The following is a 20,384-nucleotide window of genomic DNA, read 5'->3' as shown; positions in this document are numbered from 1 at the left end:
CCGCGCCCCTACCGCCAATCCGCGAAAAATCCGATGTTCACGCCACCCACGAAGTCACGCGCGAAGCTGCGGTTCTTCAGGCCGAAGGGCTCCGAGTAGCCCACCGCCAGGCCCACGCCCACGTCCTGCGGGAGCTGGTAGCCAATCTGGAGGCGGCCCTGGACGGTGCCCGCGATGCGGCGGTCCGGCGGCTGGGTGGTGAAGTGGGCGCCGTAGAAGGTGGGGCCGCCCGTCACCTGGAAGCCCCAGTGGGCCTTGCCCGGCAGGTGGTTGCGGTAGCCGAAGCCCACCTGCCCCGTGTGCTCGTAGTAGGAGGTCACCGGCAGGTAGAGGTTCCGGTCCGCCAGCGCGCTGTCGGGCAATGACGCCGCCCACCCCACCCCACCCTCCAGGATGGCGATCCACGCGTCCTTGCGGTCCTGGAAGATGGTGAACTCCCACTGCACGCGCAGGTTGGGGATGATGGCGCCGTTGCTGATCTGCGTGCCCAGGAAGAGGCCGCGGGGCAGCCAGGCGGGCGTGGGCGACACGTGGCCCCGCAGGTAATCTGCTTCGCGCGACTGCGCGGCGGCGGAGGTGGAGACCAGGGCAAGCGAAACAACCAGCAATGCGCGAGCGAGGTGGAGCATGGGACTCTATCCACCGTGGCAGCGCGCACTTGTCAACGAAGTGTTCCGTTGGCTATGACACGCAACGCCTTCCTGCCGTCGCGGGAGGTCACCAGGAGCAGAACACCGAATGCCAGTCGTCACGGTCCGGGCCAGCAGCAAGCAGGGTCCGGCACAGCTCGACACGCTGGTCCGCAAGGTCACGCAGACGACGTCAGGGCTCCTGGAGGAGAACGACCGGGTGCTGGTCGTCTACGGCGAGGGGCGCGCCAACCTCTACTACGAGGGTGCGCCCCGCCCGCGCACCGTGTCCCGGCCAGCCTGACGTTCCGGCTTCTCCTCAGTCGTCAGGCCCCAGCCTGCGCGCGCGCTGGAAGAGCGCCGGCGGGTTCCGGTCCACGGCGGCGATGAGGCGGTGTCCCAGGAGCTCGTAGGTCTCCATCTCGATGGGGCCTCGCCCCGGGGCCTCCAGCCCGTCGAAGTTGCCCACGCGGTAGCGCGCGGCGAAGACGAAGTGGAAGTCCGGCGGCGCGAAGAGGTGCTCCGGGTCCCCCGCCGGGTGGACGTCCATGGCCCAGCGCGGTTCGAACGACGGCGGGTGGATGCCGCGCTCCACGCGCTCCATGTGCTCGCGCGTGTAGAGCCCGGTCATCTCCTCCAGCGTCGCGTCGGCCTCGAAGCGCACGTGCGGGGAGAGGCGGTAGCAGGGGTGCTGCGGATCCAACGCGTAGAGCCAGTCCCCGGGCGGGGTGAGCTCGCGGAACACGGCGAGCATCCGCTCCGCCAGGTCGCGGTAGAGCTCCAGCCGGACGTCGTGCTCCAGGCGGAAGAAGTCCTCGCCCACGACGAAGCGAACGCTGCCCTCTTCCGGGGAAGGCCACGGATGGTCCAACGCGTGGCGCTCCGCATCGCCCGACAGGGGCATCCAGGCTTCAGCTTCGGCTTCGGCTTCCGGTTTGAGTTTGAGCACCACCACTGCCCCCCCTTCTCGAAAACCCGGGTATGCGCGCAACGCTGGAATCGCGCAAGCACCTGGCGGGAGGGGTCGGGGCCTGTGCATGGCACCCGACTTCCACCGCGACGAGGGGCGGATGTGGAAAGCCGCAGGGGCCATCCACACCCGGTGTCGCGCGGTGGACGACGGGACCGCGCCGGGTGAATCAGGGCAGTTCCACCTCATTGCCCAGGAACGTGTAGCCGAAGGTCCCCACGCGGGTGCCCTGGCTGTTCGAGACCTCCTCGAACGTGCCGCGCACCACGGTGCCGCCGTAGTCGATGGTGAGCTGGTTGTTCTCGATGCGGCCCTTGCCCAGACGGAAGTCCAGCCAGAGGTTCTCTCCGAACTCCGCGGGCACCGGGCACACGTGGATCTGATCCGGACGCACGTCCTGCAGATCCTCGTACTCCACCTTGCCGCCCTCCGCGCCGGGCTCGGTGATGTTCCTGTAGGTGGCGGAGAGCGAGCACTGCAGCGCGTTCATCGTGATGAAGGCGTCATCGTCGTTGTAGACGTTGAAGCCCACGTCCAGGCCGCCCTCGGACACCTTCGCGCCGGTGTCGAGCTGGAGATCCAGTTCGTACGTCCCCTGGTACTTGCGCTTGATGTCGTCCTCTCCGCAGCCGGTGAGCGCCGTCGCCGCGAGCAGCAGGCCCGCGATGAAGGACTTCGAGCCGAGGTTCTTGCGTGCGTAGGTCATGGGATTCCTCTCCAAGGTGGGGGTGTCTGTTCATGAAGGGCCTTCCCGCCCTTCCCTTTCCCTTGGTCTCCGCGGGCCTTTGAATTGATCAAACAATTCACGCCGCCAGACTTCAAAACGGCGCGGGCGAGGCGAACACCAGACGCTCGCCGGTGCGTGGATGCACGAAGGCCAGCGCGTCGGCATGGAGCATCAGCCGCACGTCCTCTCGTCCAAAGCGCGCGTCCCCGGCGATGGGCACTCCCAGCCCCAGGCGATGCGCGGCATGGATACGCAACGTGTGGGGCGGATGGGTCGTTGGAACGAATTCCACCCGGGTGCGGGCTGCCTCGCGACGGAGGACCTTCCACGCGCTCCGGGTCCGCTTGCCGTGGCGCGCGTCCACGCAGTCCTCCAGGGAGGCGTGGGGGGTGAAGCGCAGCGGCAGGTCGATGAGGCCTGAGTCTCCGGCCACGCGGCCGTCCACCCAGGCGACGTGGCGGTGCTCCGCCTCGCGCTGGGAGAACTGGCGCTGGAGCGAGCCCCGCGTCACCGCATCCCGGGCGATGACGAGGAGGCCGGAGGACTCCGGGTCCAGTTCGTGGAGGAAGCTGGCGGGGGTCAGTTCCGGGAACCGGGGCTGGAGCCGGACGAGCACCGAGTCGCGCGTGGGCGCATGGCGTCCGGGGAGCGTGGGCAGCCCCTCGGGCTTATCGATTACGAGGAGCCACGGATCCTCATGGAGGAGGCGTGGCCCGGCGGCGGCTGGCTCGGCGGGCGGCAACTCCACCGCCAATCCCTGCAACATGTACGGCAGCACCGTGCCGCATTTGTTGTCACACGCCGGGTAGTACGCGCCGGATTCCCGGCGGCCATCGAGCGGCGGTGCTCCCCACCAGAACTCCGCGAGCTCCAAGGGCGTCAATCCGTTGCGAAAGGCATACGCCAGCAGCTTGGGCGCCGCGCAGTCACCAGCGCCACCGGGAGGAGGCTTGGGCGCGAACAGCGAGGCCAGTGTCTGGGTTTCACCGCGCGCATTGGGAATGACATATCCCTGGGTCACCTGACGCCACAGGGCTCGTGAACGCTCCGCACGCACGTGCTCCACTTCCGCCACGCGCGCTTCCACGTCGCGCAGCGAAGGCTCGTGTCCCTGTGCGCGCAGCGCCTCGGCTTCCCGGCACAGCGCCGCATGCTGTTGTTCCAGCGCGGCCAGCTCCGCCTCTCCCGCCGGCCAGAACGCGTCGCGGGCCACCGGGTCGAACAGCGGCGGCACGAAGCCCTCCACGTTCCACGCACCGTTCAGCATCCCGGAGAAGGCGCTCAGGAACCCCACCCGTCCATCCGGCGCCGCGACCACCAGCACGCCGAACATCTTGCCGCCGCCGGGCCGCCACAGGGCTTCGCGGAACGAGGGCTCCTGCCGCAGCCGCTGCTGGAGTGCCTCCGCCGCGCGGAGCCCCCAGGGGCCGGGAGGCGCTGGATGGAAGGGATTCGCCAGCCGCGCAGGCAGCGGGCCTTCGATGGACGCCAGGGTCCGGATGAGCTCCGCCTCGTCTGTTCGGGTCTTCATCCGGGCCCCATCTTCGCCTGAATCCTCCGGTGGAGGGCGCCTTCGCGGACTATGTTTCCCACCCTACCGCTGGCGGGGAGGCAGAGACACGCCGTGCACTTCCTCAAGCAAGCCCCCGTCGCGCAGCTGTCTTCCCTGGTGCTGGGGTACTGGTTCATCGAGGACCTGAAGGGCGCCCACGAAGGACGGCCCATCCAGACCGCGCCGTCGCCCACGGCGGTGCTGACCCTCAACTTCGGCCGGCCGTGCACGAGCGACTTCGCGGCGGGAGCCCCGCGAGCCTCGCTCCTGGGCATCCAATCCCACCGCCGCGATTGGCGCTCGGGGGAAGGCTGCGCCTTCGTGATGGTCATGCTGACGCCGGCGGGACTCGCGCGCCTGTTTCCCGCGAGCGGCCAGTCCACGGGGGACGACCTGCTGGAGTTGGGTGCGGTGCTTGGCGATGGCGCGTCCCGGCGGCTCGTGGAGGACCTGTCGGCCGCGTGGGAGCCTCACAGGGTCGCCGCACGACTGGATGCCTGGCTGCTCGAACAGCTGGTCACGACGAAGCCCCTTCCCGAAACCGAGCGGCTCGCGCGGGCCTGGGACGTGCTGCGCCGCACGTCGCGCGTGGAAGCCGCGGCGCGGGCCGTGGACGTGTCGACGCGGCAGTTGGAGCGCTGGTTCCAGGAGCACCTCGGGCACTCGCCCCGGCAGGTGGCCGCGCTGGAGCGGATCCACCACAGCTTGCTCGCGGCGCAGACGGGTCAGGGGGATCCGCACGAGGGGTTCAGCGACCAGGCCCACCGCATCCGGATGTGGCGCCGCCATCTGGGCCTGACACCCGGGCGCTTCGCCCGAACACCGCGCTCGATGATGGCGGACTACTTCAACCCCCGACGGGAGGGCTCGGCCGCGGCGCTCGCGCACTTCCTCTGAAAGGCTCGGGCATGTCGCATTCGTTCAAGACGACCCAGGCATGAGGCAGGCAGCGTGAACGCCACCATGTCCCTCCATGCCGAGAGCCTCGACTACGCCGATGGGGAAACCCTCTGTGAAGGGTACGTCGCCCACGACTCCGCCCACGCGGGCCCGCGCCCCTGTGTGCTGATTGCCCATGCGTGGGATGGGCAGAACGCCATCATCCGCGCGATGGCCGAACGGTTCGCGGCACAGGGCTACGTGGGCTTCGCCCTGGATGTGTATGGCAAGGGCGTGCGGGGAGACGTGACGGGGGACAACTCGCACCTCATGGGGCCCTTCCTGGAAGACCGCGCGCTGCTCCGCCGGCGCATGCGAGCGGCGCTGGAGGCCGCGAGGCGCCATCCTCGCGTGGACCCGGAGCGCGTCGCGGTGCTGGGCTACTGCTTCGGGGGACTCTGCGCGCTCGACCTGGCCCGCGCGGCTCCGGAGGGCTTGAGGGGCGCCGTGAGCGTTCACGGGATGCTCCACCCGCCACGGTTGGGTCCCCAGCCGCCCATCTCCGCGAGCATCCTCCTGCTGCACGGATGGGAGGATCCGACCGCGAAGCCGGACGCGGTGCTGGGCATCGCGAGGGAGCTGACCGAGGCGGGCGCGGATTGGCAGCTCCAGGCCTACGGCCACGCGATGCATGCCTTCACCTTCCCCGGCGCTCAGAGGCCCGAAGCAGGCATCCAATACCACCCGGTCGCCGCGGGACGCGCGGACGCCGCCTTGCGGACATTCCTGGCGCAGGTCCTGGGTGAAGCGGCCCCGGCTCCGGGGCAAGCTGGGGCGTCAGGGAACGGATGACGGGCGGCCGGCCCGGCGTTCACGGTCCAGAGCCTGGGAGGCCTTCATGACGGTCGACGTGGAGCGAGCGCTGGCGGAGGTGTTGCCGGCGGAGGCGGTCATCACGGATCCGGACGTGCTCGCGGCGCACCGGCACGACCAGGCGGAGTGGGCGTCCTCGGGCATGCCGAGGGTGCTGGTGCGGCCCGCGTCCACGTCCGAAGTACAGGCCGTGCTCCGGGTGGCCACGGCGCTGCGCGTGCCGGTGGTGCCCCGGGGCGCGGGCTCGGGCCTGTCGGGCGGCGCGAACGCGAGCGACGGCTGCATCGTCCTGTCGCTCATGCGGATGAACCGCATCCTGGAGGTGGACCGGCGCGGCATGCTGGCTGTCGTCCAGCCCGGCGCGCTCAACGGCGCGGTGAAGGCCGCCGCCGCGGAGCACGGCCTCTGGTACGCGCCGGATCCCGCGAGCTGGGAGTTCTCCTCCATCGGCGGCAACCTGGCCACCAACGCAGGTGGCCTGTGCTGCGTGAAGTACGGCGTGACGGGCGACGCGGTGCTGGGGCTGGAGGCGGTGCTCGCGGACGGCACCGTGGTGCGCACCGGCGGGCGGACGGTGAAGAACGTGGCGGGCTACGATCTAACGCGCCTCTTCATCGGTTCGGAGGGCACGCTGGGCGTCCTCACCGAGGCGACACTGCGGCTGCGTCCCCGGCCACCGAACGCGACGACGCTGGTGGCCGCGTTCCCGACGCTCGTGAGCGCGGGCACGGCCGTCTGCGACATCATGGAGCGTTCGCGCCCATCCGTGCTGGAGCTGATGGACCGCACCACCGTGCGCGCCGTCGAGTCCTGGAAGCCCATGGGCCTGGACGTCACCGCCGAGGCCCTGCTGCTGGCGCGCTCCGACGCGGGCGGAGTGCAGGGAGAGGAGGAACTGGCATTGATGGTCGCGGCCTGTGAGCGGGCCGGAGCGACCTCCGTGCTGAGCACCGCGGACGAGGCCGAGGGCGAGCTGCTCATGGGCGCCCGGCGCTTCGCCTTCCCGGCGCTGGAGCAGCGCGGTGCCACGCTGCTGGATGACGTGGGCGTGCCTGTCGTGCGCATCCCGGAGCTGCTCGCGGAGGTGGAGCGCATCGCGGAGAAGCACGGAGTGCTCATCGGCACGTTCGGGCACGCGGGCGACGGGAACATGCACCCCACCGTCGTCTTCGACCGGAAGGATCCAGCGGCGCTGGCCCGGGCGAAGGAAGCGTTCGACGACATCCTGCACGCGGCGCTGGCCCTGGGAGGCACCATCACGGGCGAGCACGGCGTGGGGTCCCTCAAGCGCGGCTTCCTGGGCGCGCAGCTGGGCCCGGAGACGCTGCGCCTGCACCAGGCAATCAAGAGCGCGCTCGACCCACTGGGCCTGCTCAACCCCGGCAAGGTGCTGTGATTCCGGTGGGTTGGCGGCGGCGCGGGGAAAAATAAATCCGGTGTCGATCCCACCGGAGCACGTTCGTCGCGTGGATGAAGGCGACGTTCACCTCATCCTCTTTCTTCCGCCAGGAGACGCACCATGGGCACCAAGATCTTCGTCAACCTCCCCGTCGAGTCGCTGGACCGCGCGGTCGGTTTCTTCACGAAGCTGGGCTACACGTTCAACCCCCAGTTCACGGACGCCAACGCCACCTGCATGGTCATCAGCGAGGACATCTACGTGATGCTGCTGGTGAAGCCCTTCTTCAAGACGTTCACCCAGAAGGAGGTCGCGGACGCCACGAAGACAACGGAGGTGATCATCGCCCTGTCCCAGGAAAACCGTGCCGCCGTGGACGCGCTGATGGAGAAGGCGCTGGCGGCGGGCGCGAAGGAGACCAAGGACAAGACGGACATGGGCTTCATGTACCAGCGCAGCTTCTCGGACCTGGATGGCCACCAGTGGGAGCCGTTCTGGATGGACCCCGCCGCCGTGCAGCCGCAGCCGTGATTCAGAGAGGGCGCTTCATGCCCTCGTGGCTCGCCACGAACCCCAGCCGCGCATAGAAGCGCTGGGCTTCGTGGCGGCGCTTGTCGGTGGTGAGCTGGATCAGGGCGCAGCCCCGGGCCCGAGCGCGCTCCATCGCCTCATTCATCAGCGCTTCTCCAATGCGCTGCCCTCGCAGGTCCGAGCGCACGCGCACCTCCTCCACCAGTGCTCGCCGGATCCCGCCGCGGCCCAGGCCCGGGATGTACGTGAGCTGGAGCGTGGCGATGACCTGCCCGTCCTGCTCGCCTACGACGATCTCGTTGTTCGGGTCGGCGGTGATTTCCTTGAACGCGGCATCGACGGCGGGAGTGACCTCCTCGGCGTAGCCGGTGCGCGAGCGCGCGATGTCGTCATTCGCGAGCAGCGCGATGATGGTGGGCAGGTCGGTGTCACGGGCGTTGCGGAAGGTGGTGGGGGCCATGTCCGAACATCCTAGAGGAGACCGGACCCGGCCTCAGCGCGTCTCATCCTGGTACGCCTTCACGAGGGCATTGATGCGCCGCCCGCTGGGGTCTTCCTTCCGCGGGTCGGCGATGACGAGCAGCGTCTTGCCCGAGACGACCGCGGACCCGACGACATCGCCAATGAGCCCCCACCCGGCTTCCTCTGCCTTCCGGGCCGTCTCGGCGCTGTCGAAGACGCACAGCGTGGCGTCCAGGCCACTCACCTTGCCGGCCTGGCACTTGCCTCCGGGCAACTTCTCGCCAGCATCGGTGAACGCGGAGGGCGACTCGCCCGCCTTCTTCCACGCACCCAACACGTCGTCCACAGGGCTGGAGCAGCCCGCCATCAGTAGAGCCACCAGCGGAAGTGACAGGCGCCTCATGCTCAGTCCCGGTCCTTGAACTTCTTGTGCTTGTGCTTCTTGTGCTTCTTGTGGCCGTGGCCGCAGTGGTCATCGTGATGGTGCTCGTGCACGACGCGCTCCTCGCGGATGATGACCACCTCCCGCTGGGGCGGCGGCGGCGGCGCGCCCACCCGCACCTCGACACCCGGCACCGACACCTCGACCCTGGGCACCGGGACCTTGAAGCCCACCTGGATGACGGGGCCGTGGTACTCGGGCGGCGGGGCCACCGTCACCACCGGGCGCGGAGAGCTCCAGTTTCGGTAGACCGAGTTGACGCGCACGAGCTTCGGGTTCTCCCGCTGGTACTCCTCGGGGTACTCACCCGCGTAATAGGAGACGTCCTCCTTCTCCACGAACCGCTGGCGCGGCGGCGGCTCGTAGGCGTGGTAGTGCGGCCCGTCGTGGTGGCAGTACTCCACCTCGTCCACGTCCACGTCGATGTGGATGATCACGTTGAGGACCACGGGGTGGTGCCCGTAGTAGGCGTGCCGGGGCCCCTCGTAGCCGAAGGGCGTGGGGTCCCCGATGAAGATGTGGACGTTGTCGCGCGTGCGGTAGAGCGTGTCGGCATACAGCGGCGCGGCGGTGTGCACGTGCATCGCCTCGATGTGGCACAGCCCATCCGCCGGCTGCCCGGTGCGCGGGTGCATCCCCGCATACCGCCACTGCTTCGCCTCGGCCGTGCCGCCGACGGCAAACAGCAGCACCGCGGACAGCGCGGCCAGGTTCATCCGTGACATGTTTGGCTTCTCCCTCGGGGGTGTCCTTATACCGGATACGGGACCCCGGCCGCCCCGGGTCGAGCACTCACAAGGCCTCGTCCCCCACCCCCGGTGTCTGCCCTTGTGCACTGCGAGCGACTCAAGGGTGATGCGCGCGAAATATTCTTCACCAGGCGGCAGCCAGCACCCGGAGCGCATCCCCGAGTAACCTCCGTCCGCCGACACCCGATGTTCCCCACCCCTGCCATCTTCCGCCGCTGGCTGCTCGCGTGGGCGGGCATGCTGACCCTCCTGGGCGTGGGAGTCGAAGTCGCGCACCGCGCGCTCGGCACCCCGACGCTGGAGCCCCTCGTCGCGTTCCTCTCCCTGAGCTACGAGCAGAACCTGCCCACCTGGTACGCCTCGGGGCTGCTGCTGGGCTGCGCCCTCGTGCTCGCGGGCATTGCCCGGGCTGCGAGCCTTTCCCGCGACCCGGGACGGCGCCACTGGTGGGCCCTGGCGTGCACGTTCGTGTACCTCTCGCTGGACGAGAGCGTGGGCATTCATGAACACCTTGGAGGGCTCCTCTCCCTGGGGGGAGTGCTGTTCTTCACCTGGGTGGTGCCGGCCGCGGTCCTTGTGCTGCTCGGAGGGCTCGCGTTCCTGCCGTTCCTCGCGCGGCTTCCCTTGCGTCGGCGCGGGCAGTTCATCCTGGCAGGCGTGCTGTACGTGGGCGGCGCGCTGCTCATGGAGTTGCCGCTGGGATGGTGGACGGAGCGGCACGGCAACGACAACCTCGTGTACGCCCTCATCGACCACGTGGAAGAGGCGCTGGAGTTGGTGGGCGCCAGCCTGTTCCTCGCGGCGTTGTTGGAGGAATGGGGTGAGCGGGTGGTGCTCACGGCGCGAGTGGAGGCGCCCCCTCCATGAGCCTGGCCCGGCCACTCCACGCCGAGCCGGAGCGCCCGGTGGAGGCCGTGCGCGAGGCGGCCCCGGCCCCCGCGCGTTCGCCCTACATCGTGGGGCCCGTCTTCGACTGGGCCTTCTTCCTGCTGCCGCCGCTGCTGGCGCTCGGACTGGGCATCGCCATCTCCGGCACGGCCTTCAGCGACGCTCCCGTCCGCCTCTTCGGCCAGGAGAAGACCTGGGCCGCGCTGCTGGTGGGCAGCCTCATCCACGCGCATCTGGTCGCGGTGTTCTTCCGCAGTCATGGCAACCCCGCCATCTTCCGTCTCCACCCCCTGCGCTTCGTCCTGGTGCCCGTGCTGGCGTGGGCGGCCATTCGCGGCTCGGCGGTGGTGGCCGCGGCCGCCACCGTGCTCGCGACGTTCTGGGACGTGTGGCACTCGGGGTTGCAGACGTTCGGCCTGGCCCGCATCTACGACCGCAACCGGGGCACCCCACCCTCGGCGGGGCGCCGGCTCGACTTCTGGCTGAACCACCTGCTGTACGCGGGGCCCATCCTCGCGGGCGCCACGATGCTGGACCACTTCAGCAGCTTCGAGTCCTTCGAGGCGGTGGGCATGCCGTGGCTCGCCTCCGTGCCCGTGCGCATGACGGCCACCCACCGCGTGTGGACGCTGGGCGTGCTGGCCGTGGGCGGCGCGTTCCTCGTCTTCTACGTGGCGGCTTCGGTGCGCCTGTGGAGGCAGGGGCACCGGCCCTCCTTCCAGAAGGTGTTCCTGCTGGTCACCACGGGTGCCTGCTCCATCTATTCGTGGGGCTTCAACACCTGGGGCGAGGCGTTCTTCATCATGAACGTCCTTCACGCCGTGCAGTACCTGGCGCTGGTGTGGGCCACGGAGGGAGAGCGCCTCCGGGAACGGCTGCGGCTGAAGTGGCGCGGGCTGGCGCTCGCGCTCTTTCTGGCAACCGTGCTTGCCTATGGCGTGGGGGCCGAGCTGCTGGACCCGGACCTGGAGAGCCTCTGGGCCTGCACCCTCGTCGTGTCCCTGATGCACTTCTGGTACGACGGCTTCATCTGGTCCGTGGCGCGCAAGCAGGTGTGAAGGCCCCTCCACCCCACCCTCCCCGCCTCCCAGGCACTTGCTATCGTGCGCGCCCATGAATGAGCCCACGGCCGTTTCGGATCCACGCATCGGCTCGGTGTTGCAGGAGCGCTACCGCATCATCGAGCGACTCGCCGCCGGGGGCATGGGCATGGTGTACCGGGGCGAGCGGCTGGAGGTGGGCAAGCCCGTCGCCATCAAGTTCCTCCACGCCTGGGCCGCCCGGGACGAGGACTTCCGCAAGCGCTTCCAGGTGGAGGCGCGCGCGATGAGCCGCCTCACCCATCCGTGCTGCGTGTCGGTCATCGACTTCGGCATGGATCAGGAATCGCCGTACATGGTGATGGACTTCGTCACGGGAGACACGCTGCGAGGGCTGCTGGGCGACGGGGCCCTGCCGCCGCCCCGAGCCCTGGGCGCCGTGCGGCAGGTGCTGGCGGGCCTGGCCCATGCGCATGCGCAGGGGATCATCCACCGGGACATCAAGCCCGAGAACATCATCGTCACCCACGCGGTGGGGCTCGGGGAGCAGGTGCGCATCCTCGACTTCGGGCTGGCCAAGCTCCGCGACGAGGTGACGGGCCTCACCTCGGGGATGATGCTCGGGACCCCGTCCTACATGGCCCCGGAGCAGATCCACGGCGAGCCGGTGGGCCCGCCCACGGATCTGTACGCCACCGGCGTGCTGCTCTACGAGCTCCTCACCGGAAAGAAGCCCTTCAACGCCTCCAGCAACGCGGAGCTGCTGCGCATGCAGCGCGAGGTGCCACCGCCCCGGTTGCGCGACACCGCCCCTGACGCTGGCTTCTCCGCGGAGCTCGAAGCGACGCTGGCGAAGGCGATGGAGAAGGCTCCGGAGAATCGCTTCCAGTCCGCCACGGAGTTCCTGGCCGCGCTCGAAGGGGCCTGGTCGGGACCGGCCGTGTCCCCCACGGCGCCCGTGGCCGGCGATGCACCGGGAGTGCCTCGCTCCTCCTCGCCCACGCCGTCGCGTCCAAGGGAGGAAGTGCTCGCGACCCGGAACGTCCGGGCACAGCCCCGCGCGACGCCGGTGGACCTTCAGGCAGAATCCCGCGCGCTGGAGTCCCCGCAGGCGACCCCGACAGAGGCCGTGGCCAGGAAGGAGGAGTCCGAGGCCACGATCCAGTCTCGCCCCATCACGCCCCCTCCCGGCGGGAGCCGCTCGCGACGGGTGGTGGGAGGCGCGGCGGTGCTCTCCCTGGCCGTGGCGGGCCTTGGCTGGTGGGCGTTGGCGCCAAGGTCCGCTGACCCGGCGCCTGTGGCCTCGGAGCCACCCTCGCCCAGGGCCCCGGCGGCGGAGGAAGCACGGGCGGAGGCTCCCACGGGCGCCACGGACTGGCAGCCCGTCGTGGAGCATCTCCCGGGCATCGACGAGGCCCATCGGTTGATCAAGGCACAGCGACGGGACGCGGCCCTGGCGGCGTTGAAGAAGCTGGCGGCGAAGTACCCGACGAGCGCCTACGTCCGCTACCTGGAGGGGAACGTCAACTTCGACAACCTCCGCTGGGTGGATGGCGTGACGGCCTACCGGACGGCGCTGCGCAATGACGCCGCGTACCGCAACGCACCGGTCGTCATCCAGAACGCCATCCGCTGCCTCGTCAGTGACCGGTTCCACGGCACCTGCGAGGACTTCCTCCGCAAGGATCTGGGCGAGGCCACGGTGCCCTCGCTGGAAGATGCTGCCCGCGAGCACCCCATGGCCAGCGTCCGGACCCGGGCCGCGGCGCTGCTCCGCCAACGTGACCGGGGTTTCACGGACGGCTCACGCTGATCCTCCGGGCGGATGGCCGGCCCACCAGCTCCATCCTTTTGAGGGTCCACGCGTGCGCGCCAAGGCGCTCGGCTCCGGCACGTGCACGTTCGTGCTGGCCTGGCTCACCGGGCAGCCCTTCCCTGCCGCCCAGGTGCTGGGGGCGGCCCTGGTGCTCGGCTTCGCCAGCTACGGGCTGTCCATCGTTCTGGATGCCTATGCCCTGCGACTGCTGGGCGCGGCACGCGAGGCCGCGTACTTCGCCACGGTGCCCTTCGTGGGGGCGCTGGTGGCGGTGCCCCTGCTCGGCGAGCGGCTCAGGCCCCTCGACTTGCTGGAGGGCGTGCTGATGGCGGCGAGCCTCGTCCTGCTGCTGCGTAGCACTGACCCGGACCCGCGTGACGAGGGGCACGGACGCGGGCGCGAGCGGACCTCGGACACTCACGCCTCCTCGGGCGGTTTCGCGCGGCGGAAGGCGAAGTACAGCAGCACGTCGTAGAGCACCTTCAGCCCCGCCCCGATGAAGAGCGGCGTCACGAGTGAGCGTGCCTGCATGAAGTGACCCGCGAACGCAGGAGCCACGGCCCACATGCCCACGCGCACCAACTGCGTGGTCCCCGTGGCGAAGGTTCGCTCCTCCGGGCGCATGACGGCCATGACGTAGGACTGGCGCGTCGGAACGTCCATCTCCACCAGCCCCTCGCGCAGCAGGAACAGCGCCGCGGCCACCGGGAAGCTCGGTGCGTACGCTGCCGTCACCAGCAGCAGGCTGGACGGCAGGTGGGTGAAAACCATGGTGTTCACCAGCCCGATGCGCTTCGCCAGCCACGCCGCGCCCAGGTGCGAGAGCGCGTTGGCCACCCGCGCACCGAAGAAGAGCAGCCCCACCTGCCCCACTCCGACGCCGAAGCGCTCGTGAAAAAAGAACGACAGCAGGGCCGTGGTGAGGAAGCCCCCGCCCAGGCTGTCCAGGGCGAACAGCGCGGACACCTTCACCAGCACCCCGCGGCTCCCCGGTGACAACCGGGTCCTCCCGCCATGCACCGGAACCTCCACCCGTGCGGACAGCGCGAGGTACAGGGGAACGCCGAGTGCCAGCAGTGTCGCGTAGAAGGCCATGCCGCCACGCAGCGCGGGGACTTCCGCCACGCCCGCCCACTCCCTCAGCAGCGCGGGGAGGCCCGCCAGCAAGGCCCCCAGGGCATGCCCCATGTCCTGGACGAGGTGATACCAGGCGAAGGCCCCGGTGCGGCCCTCTGGCGTGGCCGTGGCTGGCAGCACCGACTGCTCCACCACCAGCGCCGCGCCCCGATCGCGGCCCATGCCGTTCACCATGCCAACGAACGCCGCCGCCGCCAGGGGCCAGAACCCCGAGCCCAGCGCCACGACGAGGCCGCCGGCAGCGCCCAGCAGGGAGAGCATCAACAGGAAGCGCTTTCGTCCCAGGCGGTCCGCGAGCAGTGCGGCCACCAGCGTGGCCAGGGCCGCCCCCGCCAGCCCCGAGCCGATGACGGCCCCCACCTCGCCGGGGCCCAGTTCCAGCCGCGCCAGGTAGACGCCGAGCAGCACGCCCACCATTCCGGTGGCGAGGGCGCGCAGGAAGGCAGCCACCAGCAGCAGCTGGCGATCCACCCTTCCCCGTGCGCTTCCATCCTGGCTGAGCACCGGAGTCGTGGCATTCGGAGCAAGGATGGGAGCGGCCATTTCTCAATGGGCTCCTGTCCTCGTAGACGCCGTGGTGAGGTCCAGGGCCGAGCGCACCCCGCGCGCGAGGCCTTCGGCCGGCCCCTCCCCCCAGAAGTGCAGGAACATCATCCGCGGCTCTTCGCCCGTCATGTGGTTGTGGATGGCGACGATGTCGATGTTCGCCGCCCGCAGGGCCTTGAGCACGGGCTGCAGCTCGCTCTCCAGCATGGCGAAGTCCCCGTCCACGACGGCCTGCTGTGGGGTCCCGGCGAACGCCGCCCAGGTGTTGACGCCCATCGCCTTGCCCATCTCATACCCGTGCATGCGCACGGTGCGGCCCACCGTGATCTTGTAGACGCCATCCTTGGAGGTGCCCTTCTGGCCCAGCAGCGCGTCGAGCCGCGCGGCATCCAGCTGTGAGCGGGCCGGGTCAATCGACGCGCGAGGCACGCTGCCCTTTCCGCCCGCTGTCTCACGCAGGCGGCCGAAGACCTTGCCCACCGCGTCGGCGAGCCTAGCCGTCTCGCCCATGCCGCCGATGTGCATGAACATCACCTTCGGCTGATCCCAGAAGAAGTGGTTGTGCAGGGCCGTCACTTCCAGCCCGTTCCGCAGCGCCACGTCCATCACCGGGTTCACCTGATCTTCCAGCAGCACGATGTCGCCCATCACCATGGTGGCGTCCCCGGTGCGCTTGAAGGCGGCCCAGGCGGTGAGGCCCAACGGCGGCGTGAGCTTCACTCCGGCTGCGCTCTCTTGGATGTCCGAGCGGGGCAGGCTCACCTTGAACACGCCCTCCTGGGCGCTCAGCTCGCCCTTGACGCCGGTTCTCCGCTCGATGTCTGACGTGTCGAGTCCCGCGTCCCCGGGCTGACCGCCCTGGGGCGGCTGAGCATGAACCGCGCCGGTGACGAGCAACGCCAGGGCCAGCGCCAGCGCCAGGCGCCTCCAGAATCCGCTTCCCTGCATCATCTCGAGTCCTCCTTGTTCGGGTGTGATGCCCTGGCGCGCGTGTCGCGCGTGGGCTTCTGGGTGAAGATGGCGTACAGGTCGTCCAGGACGGCCGACGCGCGTGCGAGTCGCTCCTCGTCCGTAGGGTTGTTGAGGGCAATGCCGGCGACCAGCCGCTCGAAGCCCGCTGTCTCGGGCCTGCCGAACTTCGCGTCCTTCAGGTCGATGTCGTGCACCATCTCGCTCAGGGCGACGAGCGCGCCGTCGCGGAGGCCGAAGCGCTGTAGGAGCACCTCGAAGGTGCACGACTCCCCCTCGTGTGTGTACTCGCCCTCGAACATGTCGAAGCGCAGCTCGCCGGGGCTGGCCGCGTGCGACCTGCCCGGGACGAAGCGAAAGCGCGCATCCGGGTCGATGAATCGGCGGATGAGCCACGCGGAGGCCATCCGGTCCACATGGATGCCCTTGCGCGTCACCCAGGTGGCCCCGCGCGGGCTCGCCGTCACGTCCGCGGGAGCGGGCGCTGGAGAAGCCTCCTTGCGCAAGGCGCGGGCGAGCATCTCGTCGAGCCCCCCCAGCAGCCCGTCCAACGTCTCGCGGCCCGAGGCGTTGAAGAAGTCGATTCGCGCCACCTCGTCGAGCCGCCGCCGCAGCCGCGCCAGTCCGGCGGAGAGCGCCTGCGGCCCCTCCTTGCGCAAGGTGCGCCGTGTTTCCCGTTCGAGCTCCCGCGCCTCCTCGGCGAGCGCGTGGTAGTCCGCGTCGCGAGCCGCGATGAACAGGGCCGCCACGGCTTCATCGTCGAGGCCCTCCAGCAGACGGGCCTCTAGCATGCTCGCCTCGCCCCCCGAGCGCGCGACTTCTTGCGCCACCCACTGCAGGTCCTCGCGCGTGTCTTCGTTCGCCGGAAGCACCCAGGCCGAGTTCTTGAGTGAGATGGCGCCAATGCGTTGCAGGTGCCGCCACACCTTCACCCGCAGATAGGCGGGCTGCATGGGCAACTGGTGCAGCAACAGAAGCCAGCGTGCTGGAGAGCTTTCGGCCATCCGCCCCGTCTCCGTGAGCCTGTTGATACATCCGTATCAACCCATATCTAGCAATGAAATGACTGAATCAAACCCCTGTGTTCAGTCCAGGGGACGCGGCGCTCCTGCAAGATCCTGGAGATGCCTTGCGCCCCTCCAAGACAACCAAACGAGGTGACTCATGAGTGTACGAATGCAGCGGATGGTCGCGGTGTTGGCGGCGAGCGCACCGCTCTTCCTGGGGCTGGCCGCCCATGCCGCGGTGCCTCATGCGTGGAAGGACTGCGAGAAGGAGGTTGTGCAGTTCTGCCCCAAGGCCCAGAGCAACGAGGCCATCTTCCAGTGCATCGAGAAGCGCGAGGGGATGGGGGCGAAGGCCGGGCTGTCCAAGGCCTGCAACACGGCGCATGAGCGGTACGAGGCGCAGGCGGGCAAGAAGGAGTCCGAGGAGCACGGGCACCAGGAGCACCACCAGCAGGGGGAATAGCCGCTCGTTCCGCACGCGGGCGGAGGGGCTGGGCGCGGATCATCCTCGCAGTACCGCTACAGCGACCCTTGAGCAGCTGACCCATCAAGCCGGTGAGCCGGGCTCCACCGGAGCCGGGGCCTCCACGTCGATGCCGTCCCGGCGCAGCGCCTCCGTGCTCGCCGCCTGGGCCAGCGTGCCGGGCGGGTTGTCGTACCAGCCCGGGTCCTTGTATCCGTCCAGGCGCTCACGGACCTTGAGCACGGTGAACATGCCTCCCATGGTGATGTAATCGTGCTTGCCCTGGCGCCCCACCATGGGGATGGAGTTGGGTGGGACAGGCATCCCCATCTCGCCCATCTGCGCCATGCCCGTCTGACCCATCGTCATGTAGCCGGGCAGCAGCGCGCGCACCTTCGCGTCCAGCCCACCCGGCTTCACGCCAATCATGTTGGGGAAGGCATGGCCCATCTGGTTCATCAGGTGATGGGTCATATGGCAATGCAGGGCCCAGTCGCCGGGCGCGTCCGCCACGAACTCGATGGCGCGTGCGCTGCCCACGGGGACGATCACCGTTGTCTCCGGCTGCTGCGCGGACTCGGGCACACGTCCGCCGTCGGTCTCGGTGATGCGGAAGTGATAGCCATGCAGGTGGATGGGGTGGTGGTTCTGCGGGCTCAGGTTGCCGAGCCGGATGCGCACCCGCTCCCCCTGGCGTACGACGAGCGGCTCCGTGCCCGGGAACGCCTTCGCGTTCATGGTGAGCACGTTGAAGTCCGTCATCTCGTTCGGATTGGGCCGGCGGGTGCCGACGTCGATGCGCCATTCATGCAGCAGGATGGCGAAGTCCCGGTCGATGCGGGGACCCATGGGCCGGCGCGGGTGGATGACGAACATGCCCGTCATGCCGAGGCCGATCTGCGTCATCTCGTCATGATGCGAGTGATACATGTTCGTCCCTGACTGGCGCAGGGTGAACTCGTACTGGAACGTCTCACCGGGGGCGATGGACTTCTGGTTGAGGCCGCCCACGCCGTCCATGCCGTTGGGCAACAGGATGCCGTGCCAGTGCACGGTGGTGGGCGCGGGCAGCCGGTTGGTGACGTAGATGCGCACCCGGTCCCCCTCCACCGCCTCGATGGTGGGCCCGTGGACCCGGCCGTTGTAACCCCAGCAGTAGGCCTTCAGACCGGGCGCGAACTCGTGCTCCACCTCCTCGGCGGCCAGGTGGAAGACCTTCACGCCGTCCACCACCTTCCACGGCAGCTTGGAGCCATTGGGCACCACCACGGGCTGGTAGTCCCGGTCGGGCATCCCGGGGCGCAGCCAGTCCTGCCGCGCTTGTCGCGGGCCGGAACCCACAGCGGAGCCGCTCAGCAGCAGCGCGCCACCCGTGAGGGTAGCGCCCGCTGTCGCCAGCATGCTTCGCCGGGTCAGGGTTCCCGTTCCTCCAGCCTCGGGAGGCATTCCAGGAGGGCCCCCGTGCTCCGAGGTTCCGGGGACGTCCTCGTCGCGGACCGGTGCGTGCGCGGTCTCATTCGTGCGGGTGCGCATGGGGGACCTCGTGGCCATGCCGTGATGGCAGCCAGGATGAGGACCCATGTCGATGTCCCGCGGTCCATGAGGTTCACAACCTCACGGCTCCGCGGAAATGATGCCGCCTCACGCGGCGAGCCACCGCCTCCCCCCACGTTCCACTCTGGCTCGAACAGGCCATCCTCCAGCTCAGGCAGCAGCTTTTCCTTGGGGAAGTTCGAGCCTGGGAGGAAATGCCATGAGGAAGCTTGGATACGGTCTGATCATCACCACGGGACTGCTCTTCGGACCACTTGCCGGAGCCCAAGGCACCGGTCAGACACCGAACCCGGAGCGCCAGACGAACACGCCCGCGCAGCAGCAATCCAGCTGCCCCTGCGGAATGATGGGCGGCGGGATGATGGGCCATGGCATGGGCGGAGCGGGAATGCACTGCCCCATGCACGGAACGGCGGACGTGAAGGTAGAGGAGACGCGGACCGGGGCCATCCTGCGGCTCACCGCGAAGGACCCCAGCCAGGTCTCGGAGGTTCAGCGCATGGCGGAAGGGATGCAGCGCTGCATGAGCGGAAGCGGCACTCCACAGCAGGGCCAGCCGTCCTCGCCCGGTCAGCAGCAGCGCTGACGAGCGCGCGCCGTCTCAAGCACCGGAACCGCCACGCGGCGATGCATCCTCATGAAGGAGGCGCGCTAAAGGGAGAACCTCACGCCCACCCGTTCATGCAGCAGATGAACGTTCGTGCCGAGCAACCGCACGTAGGTATAGGCAGCGGCCACGTTGAGTGAGAACCATCGGTTGGGGTGCCACTCCACCCCGGCCCAGACCTCCGGGAAAGCACCCAGGCGCGACTCGAAGTTGGGATCATCGGAATCGCCGTCGCCATCATCGAAGTCGAAGTCGAGCGATTGCACGGTGGTGACGAGAGGGAGCCCCAGAAACTCCCTGCCCGCCCCCGCGGCTCCGAGCTTCAGCCCGGCACCGAGATACGGAACCCATCGCTGGGCGGCATCGCTGCGCCAGCGGTAGAGCAGCCCCGGGGTGAGGCCCAGCTCGGAGAAGGTGGAGTCCCCGGAGCCGCCGACCCCGGCCTCCAGCGGCAGGCGGAATGCCCACCGGGCACCGAGATCCACCTGGAAAGCGGCTTGGAGGCTGATGCCCACCGCCACTCGGCCTCCCGAGAACGCCTGTACGGGCCCCACGGAGAGGGGCTCCAGATTGACTCCCGCACCGAAATAGCCCGAGCGCGGCACGTCACCTGCGGTTGCTGTGGATGCGAGGACAACGACGAGAAGAGGTATGGGCGTCATTTCATCCACTGTAGCCGCAGGCGATGGCGTCAGTGAGGCCGCAGCCACCGGACGAACAGCAGCGCGAGCAGCACCCAGAGGGTGAGGATGACCGCCCCCGCGGCCCAGCTCGTCTTGCGCAGGTTCGCCTCCTGGCGGGCCCTGTCCCGGCATTCGGCGAGCACTGCGGGAGGGATGAGCCGGCGGACGAGAAGGATGCCGAGTGGGACGAGGATCAGGTCATCGAGCAGTCCGAGGACGGGAATGAAGTCTGGAATGAGATCCACGGGGCTCAGCGCGTAGGCGACCACCCCCGCGGCGAGGAGCTTCGCGTACCAGGGGATCCTCCGCCCCAGGATTTCTTGAGACACCTCTCTGGGGGAATAACCTCCCCCGTGTGAGGTGGATGTGAAGAAGCAGCAGAAGCAGGACAGGACGTCGGAGCGCGGTCGGTTTTCGGCGAAGCGCAAGAAGGAGGCGGTGCTCCGGTTGCTCAAGGGCGA

The 20,384-nt window shown here is 69.3% G+C and carries 23 protein-coding genes and 1 pseudogene; 11 read left to right on the top strand and 13 right to left on the bottom strand.

Annotated features, from left to right (window positions below; all coding sequences use genetic code 11):
* Positions 1 to 8 precede the first annotated feature (8 nt).
* Complete coding sequence (locus tag D7X30_RS09945; RefSeq protein WP_120562660.1) at positions 9 to 629, bottom strand: hypothetical protein; 621 nt, start codon at positions 627 to 629, stop codon at positions 9 to 11.
* 109 nt (positions 630 to 738) lie between these two features.
* Between D7X30_RS09945 and D7X30_RS09940 the strand changes: the two genes are divergently transcribed.
* On the top strand, positions 739 to 933 hold the full coding sequence (locus D7X30_RS09940) for a hypothetical protein (RefSeq protein WP_120562659.1): 195 nt from the start codon (positions 739 to 741) through the stop codon (positions 931 to 933).
* Positions 934 to 948: 15 nt separating this feature from the next.
* Here the strand turns inward: D7X30_RS09940 and D7X30_RS09935 are convergent, their stop codons facing one another.
* The 3 genes from D7X30_RS09935 to D7X30_RS09925 all read right to left on the bottom strand — a co-directional run bounded on the left by D7X30_RS09935 (position 949) and on the right by D7X30_RS09925 (position 3,857).
* On the bottom strand, positions 949 to 1,578 hold the full coding sequence (locus tag D7X30_RS09935) for a DUF2716 domain-containing protein (RefSeq protein ID WP_233591496.1): 630 nt from the start codon (positions 1,576 to 1,578) through the stop codon (positions 949 to 951).
* A gap of 190 nt (positions 1,579 to 1,768) precedes the next feature.
* A complete protein-coding gene (locus tag D7X30_RS09930) occupies positions 1,769 to 2,305 on the bottom strand; it encodes a hypothetical protein (protein ID WP_120562657.1) in 537 nt (178 codons plus the stop codon).
* A gap of 112 nt (positions 2,306 to 2,417) precedes the next feature.
* Positions 2,418 to 3,857, bottom strand: coding sequence for an RluA family pseudouridine synthase (locus D7X30_RS09925; protein ID WP_120562656.1), 1,440 nt, complete (start codon positions 3,855 to 3,857; stop codon positions 2,418 to 2,420).
* 93 nt (positions 3,858 to 3,950) lie between these two features.
* Here D7X30_RS09925 and D7X30_RS09920 point away from each other — a divergent pair, with 93 nt between their 5' ends.
* The 4 genes from D7X30_RS09920 to D7X30_RS09905 all read left to right on the top strand — a co-directional run bounded on the left by D7X30_RS09920 (position 3,951) and on the right by D7X30_RS09905 (position 7,560).
* Positions 3,951 to 4,775 (top strand): helix-turn-helix domain-containing protein, encoded by an 825-nt coding sequence (locus tag D7X30_RS09920; RefSeq protein ID WP_120562655.1) that lies wholly within the window; start codon positions 3,951 to 3,953, stop codon positions 4,773 to 4,775.
* A gap of 66 nt (positions 4,776 to 4,841) precedes the next feature.
* Positions 4,842 to 5,609: a dienelactone hydrolase family protein gene (locus tag D7X30_RS09915; RefSeq protein WP_120563255.1), complete on the top strand. Its 768-nt coding sequence runs from the start codon at positions 4,842 to 4,844 to the stop codon at positions 5,607 to 5,609.
* Between the two features lie 46 nt (positions 5,610 to 5,655).
* Positions 5,656 to 7,026, top strand: coding sequence for an FAD-binding oxidoreductase (locus tag D7X30_RS09910; RefSeq protein WP_120562654.1), 1,371 nt, complete (start codon positions 5,656 to 5,658; stop codon positions 7,024 to 7,026).
* A gap of 123 nt (positions 7,027 to 7,149) precedes the next feature.
* Positions 7,150 to 7,560, top strand: coding sequence for a VOC family protein (locus D7X30_RS09905; RefSeq protein WP_120562653.1), 411 nt, complete (start codon positions 7,150 to 7,152; stop codon positions 7,558 to 7,560).
* A 1-nt stretch (position 7,561) separates the two neighbouring features.
* Here D7X30_RS09905 and D7X30_RS09900 read toward each other — a convergent pair whose 3' ends face one another.
* From D7X30_RS09900 to D7X30_RS09890, 3 genes are read right to left on the bottom strand one after another with little or no spacing between them, the layout of a single operon-like run.
* The gene (locus D7X30_RS09900) at positions 7,562 to 8,020 is read right to left on the bottom strand and encodes a GNAT family N-acetyltransferase (protein WP_120562652.1); all 459 of its coding nucleotides are present in this window, start codon (positions 8,018 to 8,020) and stop codon (positions 7,562 to 7,564) included.
* A 33-nt stretch (positions 8,021 to 8,053) separates the two neighbouring features.
* A complete protein-coding gene (locus D7X30_RS09895; protein WP_120562651.1) occupies positions 8,054 to 8,425 on the bottom strand; it encodes a hypothetical protein in 372 nt (123 codons plus the stop codon).
* A 2-nt stretch (positions 8,426 to 8,427) separates the two neighbouring features.
* Positions 8,428 to 9,189: a hypothetical protein gene (locus tag D7X30_RS09890; RefSeq protein WP_120562650.1), complete on the bottom strand. Its 762-nt coding sequence runs from the start codon at positions 9,187 to 9,189 to the stop codon at positions 8,428 to 8,430.
* A gap of 210 nt (positions 9,190 to 9,399) precedes the next feature.
* On the opposite strand from D7X30_RS09890, the gene D7X30_RS09885 reads away from it, so the two are divergent.
* Genes D7X30_RS09885 through D7X30_RS09870 form a run of 4 tightly spaced genes read left to right on the top strand, consistent with a single transcriptional unit; the run spans position 9,400 to position 13,432 of the window.
* A complete protein-coding gene (locus D7X30_RS09885; RefSeq protein ID WP_120562649.1) occupies positions 9,400 to 10,080 on the top strand; it encodes a hypothetical protein in 681 nt (226 codons plus the stop codon).
* On the top strand, positions 10,077 to 11,159 hold the full coding sequence (locus D7X30_RS09880; protein ID WP_120562648.1) for a hypothetical protein: 1,083 nt from the start codon (positions 10,077 to 10,079) through the stop codon (positions 11,157 to 11,159). The genes D7X30_RS09885 and D7X30_RS09880 overlap by 4 nt, the downstream gene beginning before the upstream one ends.
* Positions 11,160 to 11,214: 55 nt before the next feature.
* On the top strand, positions 11,215 to 12,954 hold the full coding sequence (locus tag D7X30_RS09875; RefSeq protein ID WP_120562647.1) for a serine/threonine-protein kinase: 1,740 nt from the start codon (positions 11,215 to 11,217) through the stop codon (positions 12,952 to 12,954).
* 52 nt (positions 12,955 to 13,006) lie between these two features.
* Entirely contained in the window at positions 13,007 to 13,432 is a 426-nt protein-coding gene (locus D7X30_RS09870) for a DMT family transporter (RefSeq protein ID WP_233591495.1), read from the top strand.
* On the opposite strand, the gene D7X30_RS09865 is transcribed toward D7X30_RS09870, so the two are convergent.
* Genes D7X30_RS09865 through D7X30_RS09855 form a run of 3 tightly spaced genes read right to left on the bottom strand, consistent with a single transcriptional unit; the run spans position 13,375 to position 16,613 of the window.
* Positions 13,375 to 14,637 (bottom strand): MFS transporter, encoded by a 1,263-nt coding sequence (locus D7X30_RS09865; RefSeq protein WP_120562646.1) that lies wholly within the window; start codon positions 14,635 to 14,637, stop codon positions 13,375 to 13,377. The genes D7X30_RS09870 and D7X30_RS09865 overlap by 58 nt on opposite strands.
* A gap of 3 nt (positions 14,638 to 14,640) precedes the next feature.
* The gene (locus tag D7X30_RS09860) at positions 14,641 to 15,591 is read right to left on the bottom strand and encodes a DUF1259 domain-containing protein (RefSeq protein WP_120562645.1); all 951 of its coding nucleotides are present in this window, start codon (positions 15,589 to 15,591) and stop codon (positions 14,641 to 14,643) included.
* On the bottom strand, positions 15,588 to 16,613 hold the full coding sequence (locus D7X30_RS09855; protein ID WP_120562644.1) for a chromate resistance protein ChrB domain-containing protein: 1,026 nt from the start codon (positions 16,611 to 16,613) through the stop codon (positions 15,588 to 15,590). The genes D7X30_RS09860 and D7X30_RS09855 overlap by 4 nt, the downstream gene beginning before the upstream one ends.
* 160 nt (positions 16,614 to 16,773) lie before the next feature.
* Between D7X30_RS09855 and D7X30_RS09850 the strand changes: the two genes are divergently transcribed.
* The gene (locus D7X30_RS09850; RefSeq protein WP_147443150.1) at positions 16,774 to 17,079 is read left to right on the top strand and encodes a hypothetical protein; all 306 of its coding nucleotides are present in this window, start codon (positions 16,774 to 16,776) and stop codon (positions 17,077 to 17,079) included.
* A gap of 84 nt (positions 17,080 to 17,163) precedes the next feature.
* On the opposite strand, the gene D7X30_RS09845 is transcribed toward D7X30_RS09850, so the two are convergent.
* On the bottom strand, positions 17,164 to 18,372 hold the full coding sequence (locus tag D7X30_RS09845) for a multicopper oxidase family protein (RefSeq protein WP_233591494.1): 1,209 nt from the start codon (positions 18,370 to 18,372) through the stop codon (positions 17,164 to 17,166).
* Between the two features lie 460 nt (positions 18,373 to 18,832).
* Between D7X30_RS09845 and D7X30_RS42745 the strand changes: the two genes are divergently transcribed.
* On the top strand, positions 18,833 to 19,219 hold the full coding sequence (locus tag D7X30_RS42745; RefSeq protein ID WP_233591493.1) for a hypothetical protein: 387 nt from the start codon (positions 18,833 to 18,835) through the stop codon (positions 19,217 to 19,219).
* A 65-nt stretch (positions 19,220 to 19,284) separates the two neighbouring features.
* Here D7X30_RS42745 and D7X30_RS09835 read toward each other — a convergent pair whose 3' ends face one another.
* A complete protein-coding gene (locus D7X30_RS09835; protein ID WP_120562641.1) occupies positions 19,285 to 19,761 on the bottom strand; it encodes a hypothetical protein in 477 nt (158 codons plus the stop codon).
* Between the two features lie 170 nt (positions 19,762 to 19,931).
* Positions 19,932 to 20,228: pseudogene (locus D7X30_RS43795) on the bottom strand (YkvA family protein); the annotation flags it as partial.
* Positions 20,229 to 20,384 lie beyond the last annotated feature (156 nt).

Source organism: Corallococcus sp. AB011P (assembly GCF_003611605.1).
Taxonomy (GTDB): domain Bacteria; phylum Myxococcota; class Myxococcia; order Myxococcales; family Myxococcaceae; genus Corallococcus; species Corallococcus coralloides.
Note: the sequence above shows the minus strand (reverse complement) of the source record. Positions and strands in the feature narration are given on the sequence as shown.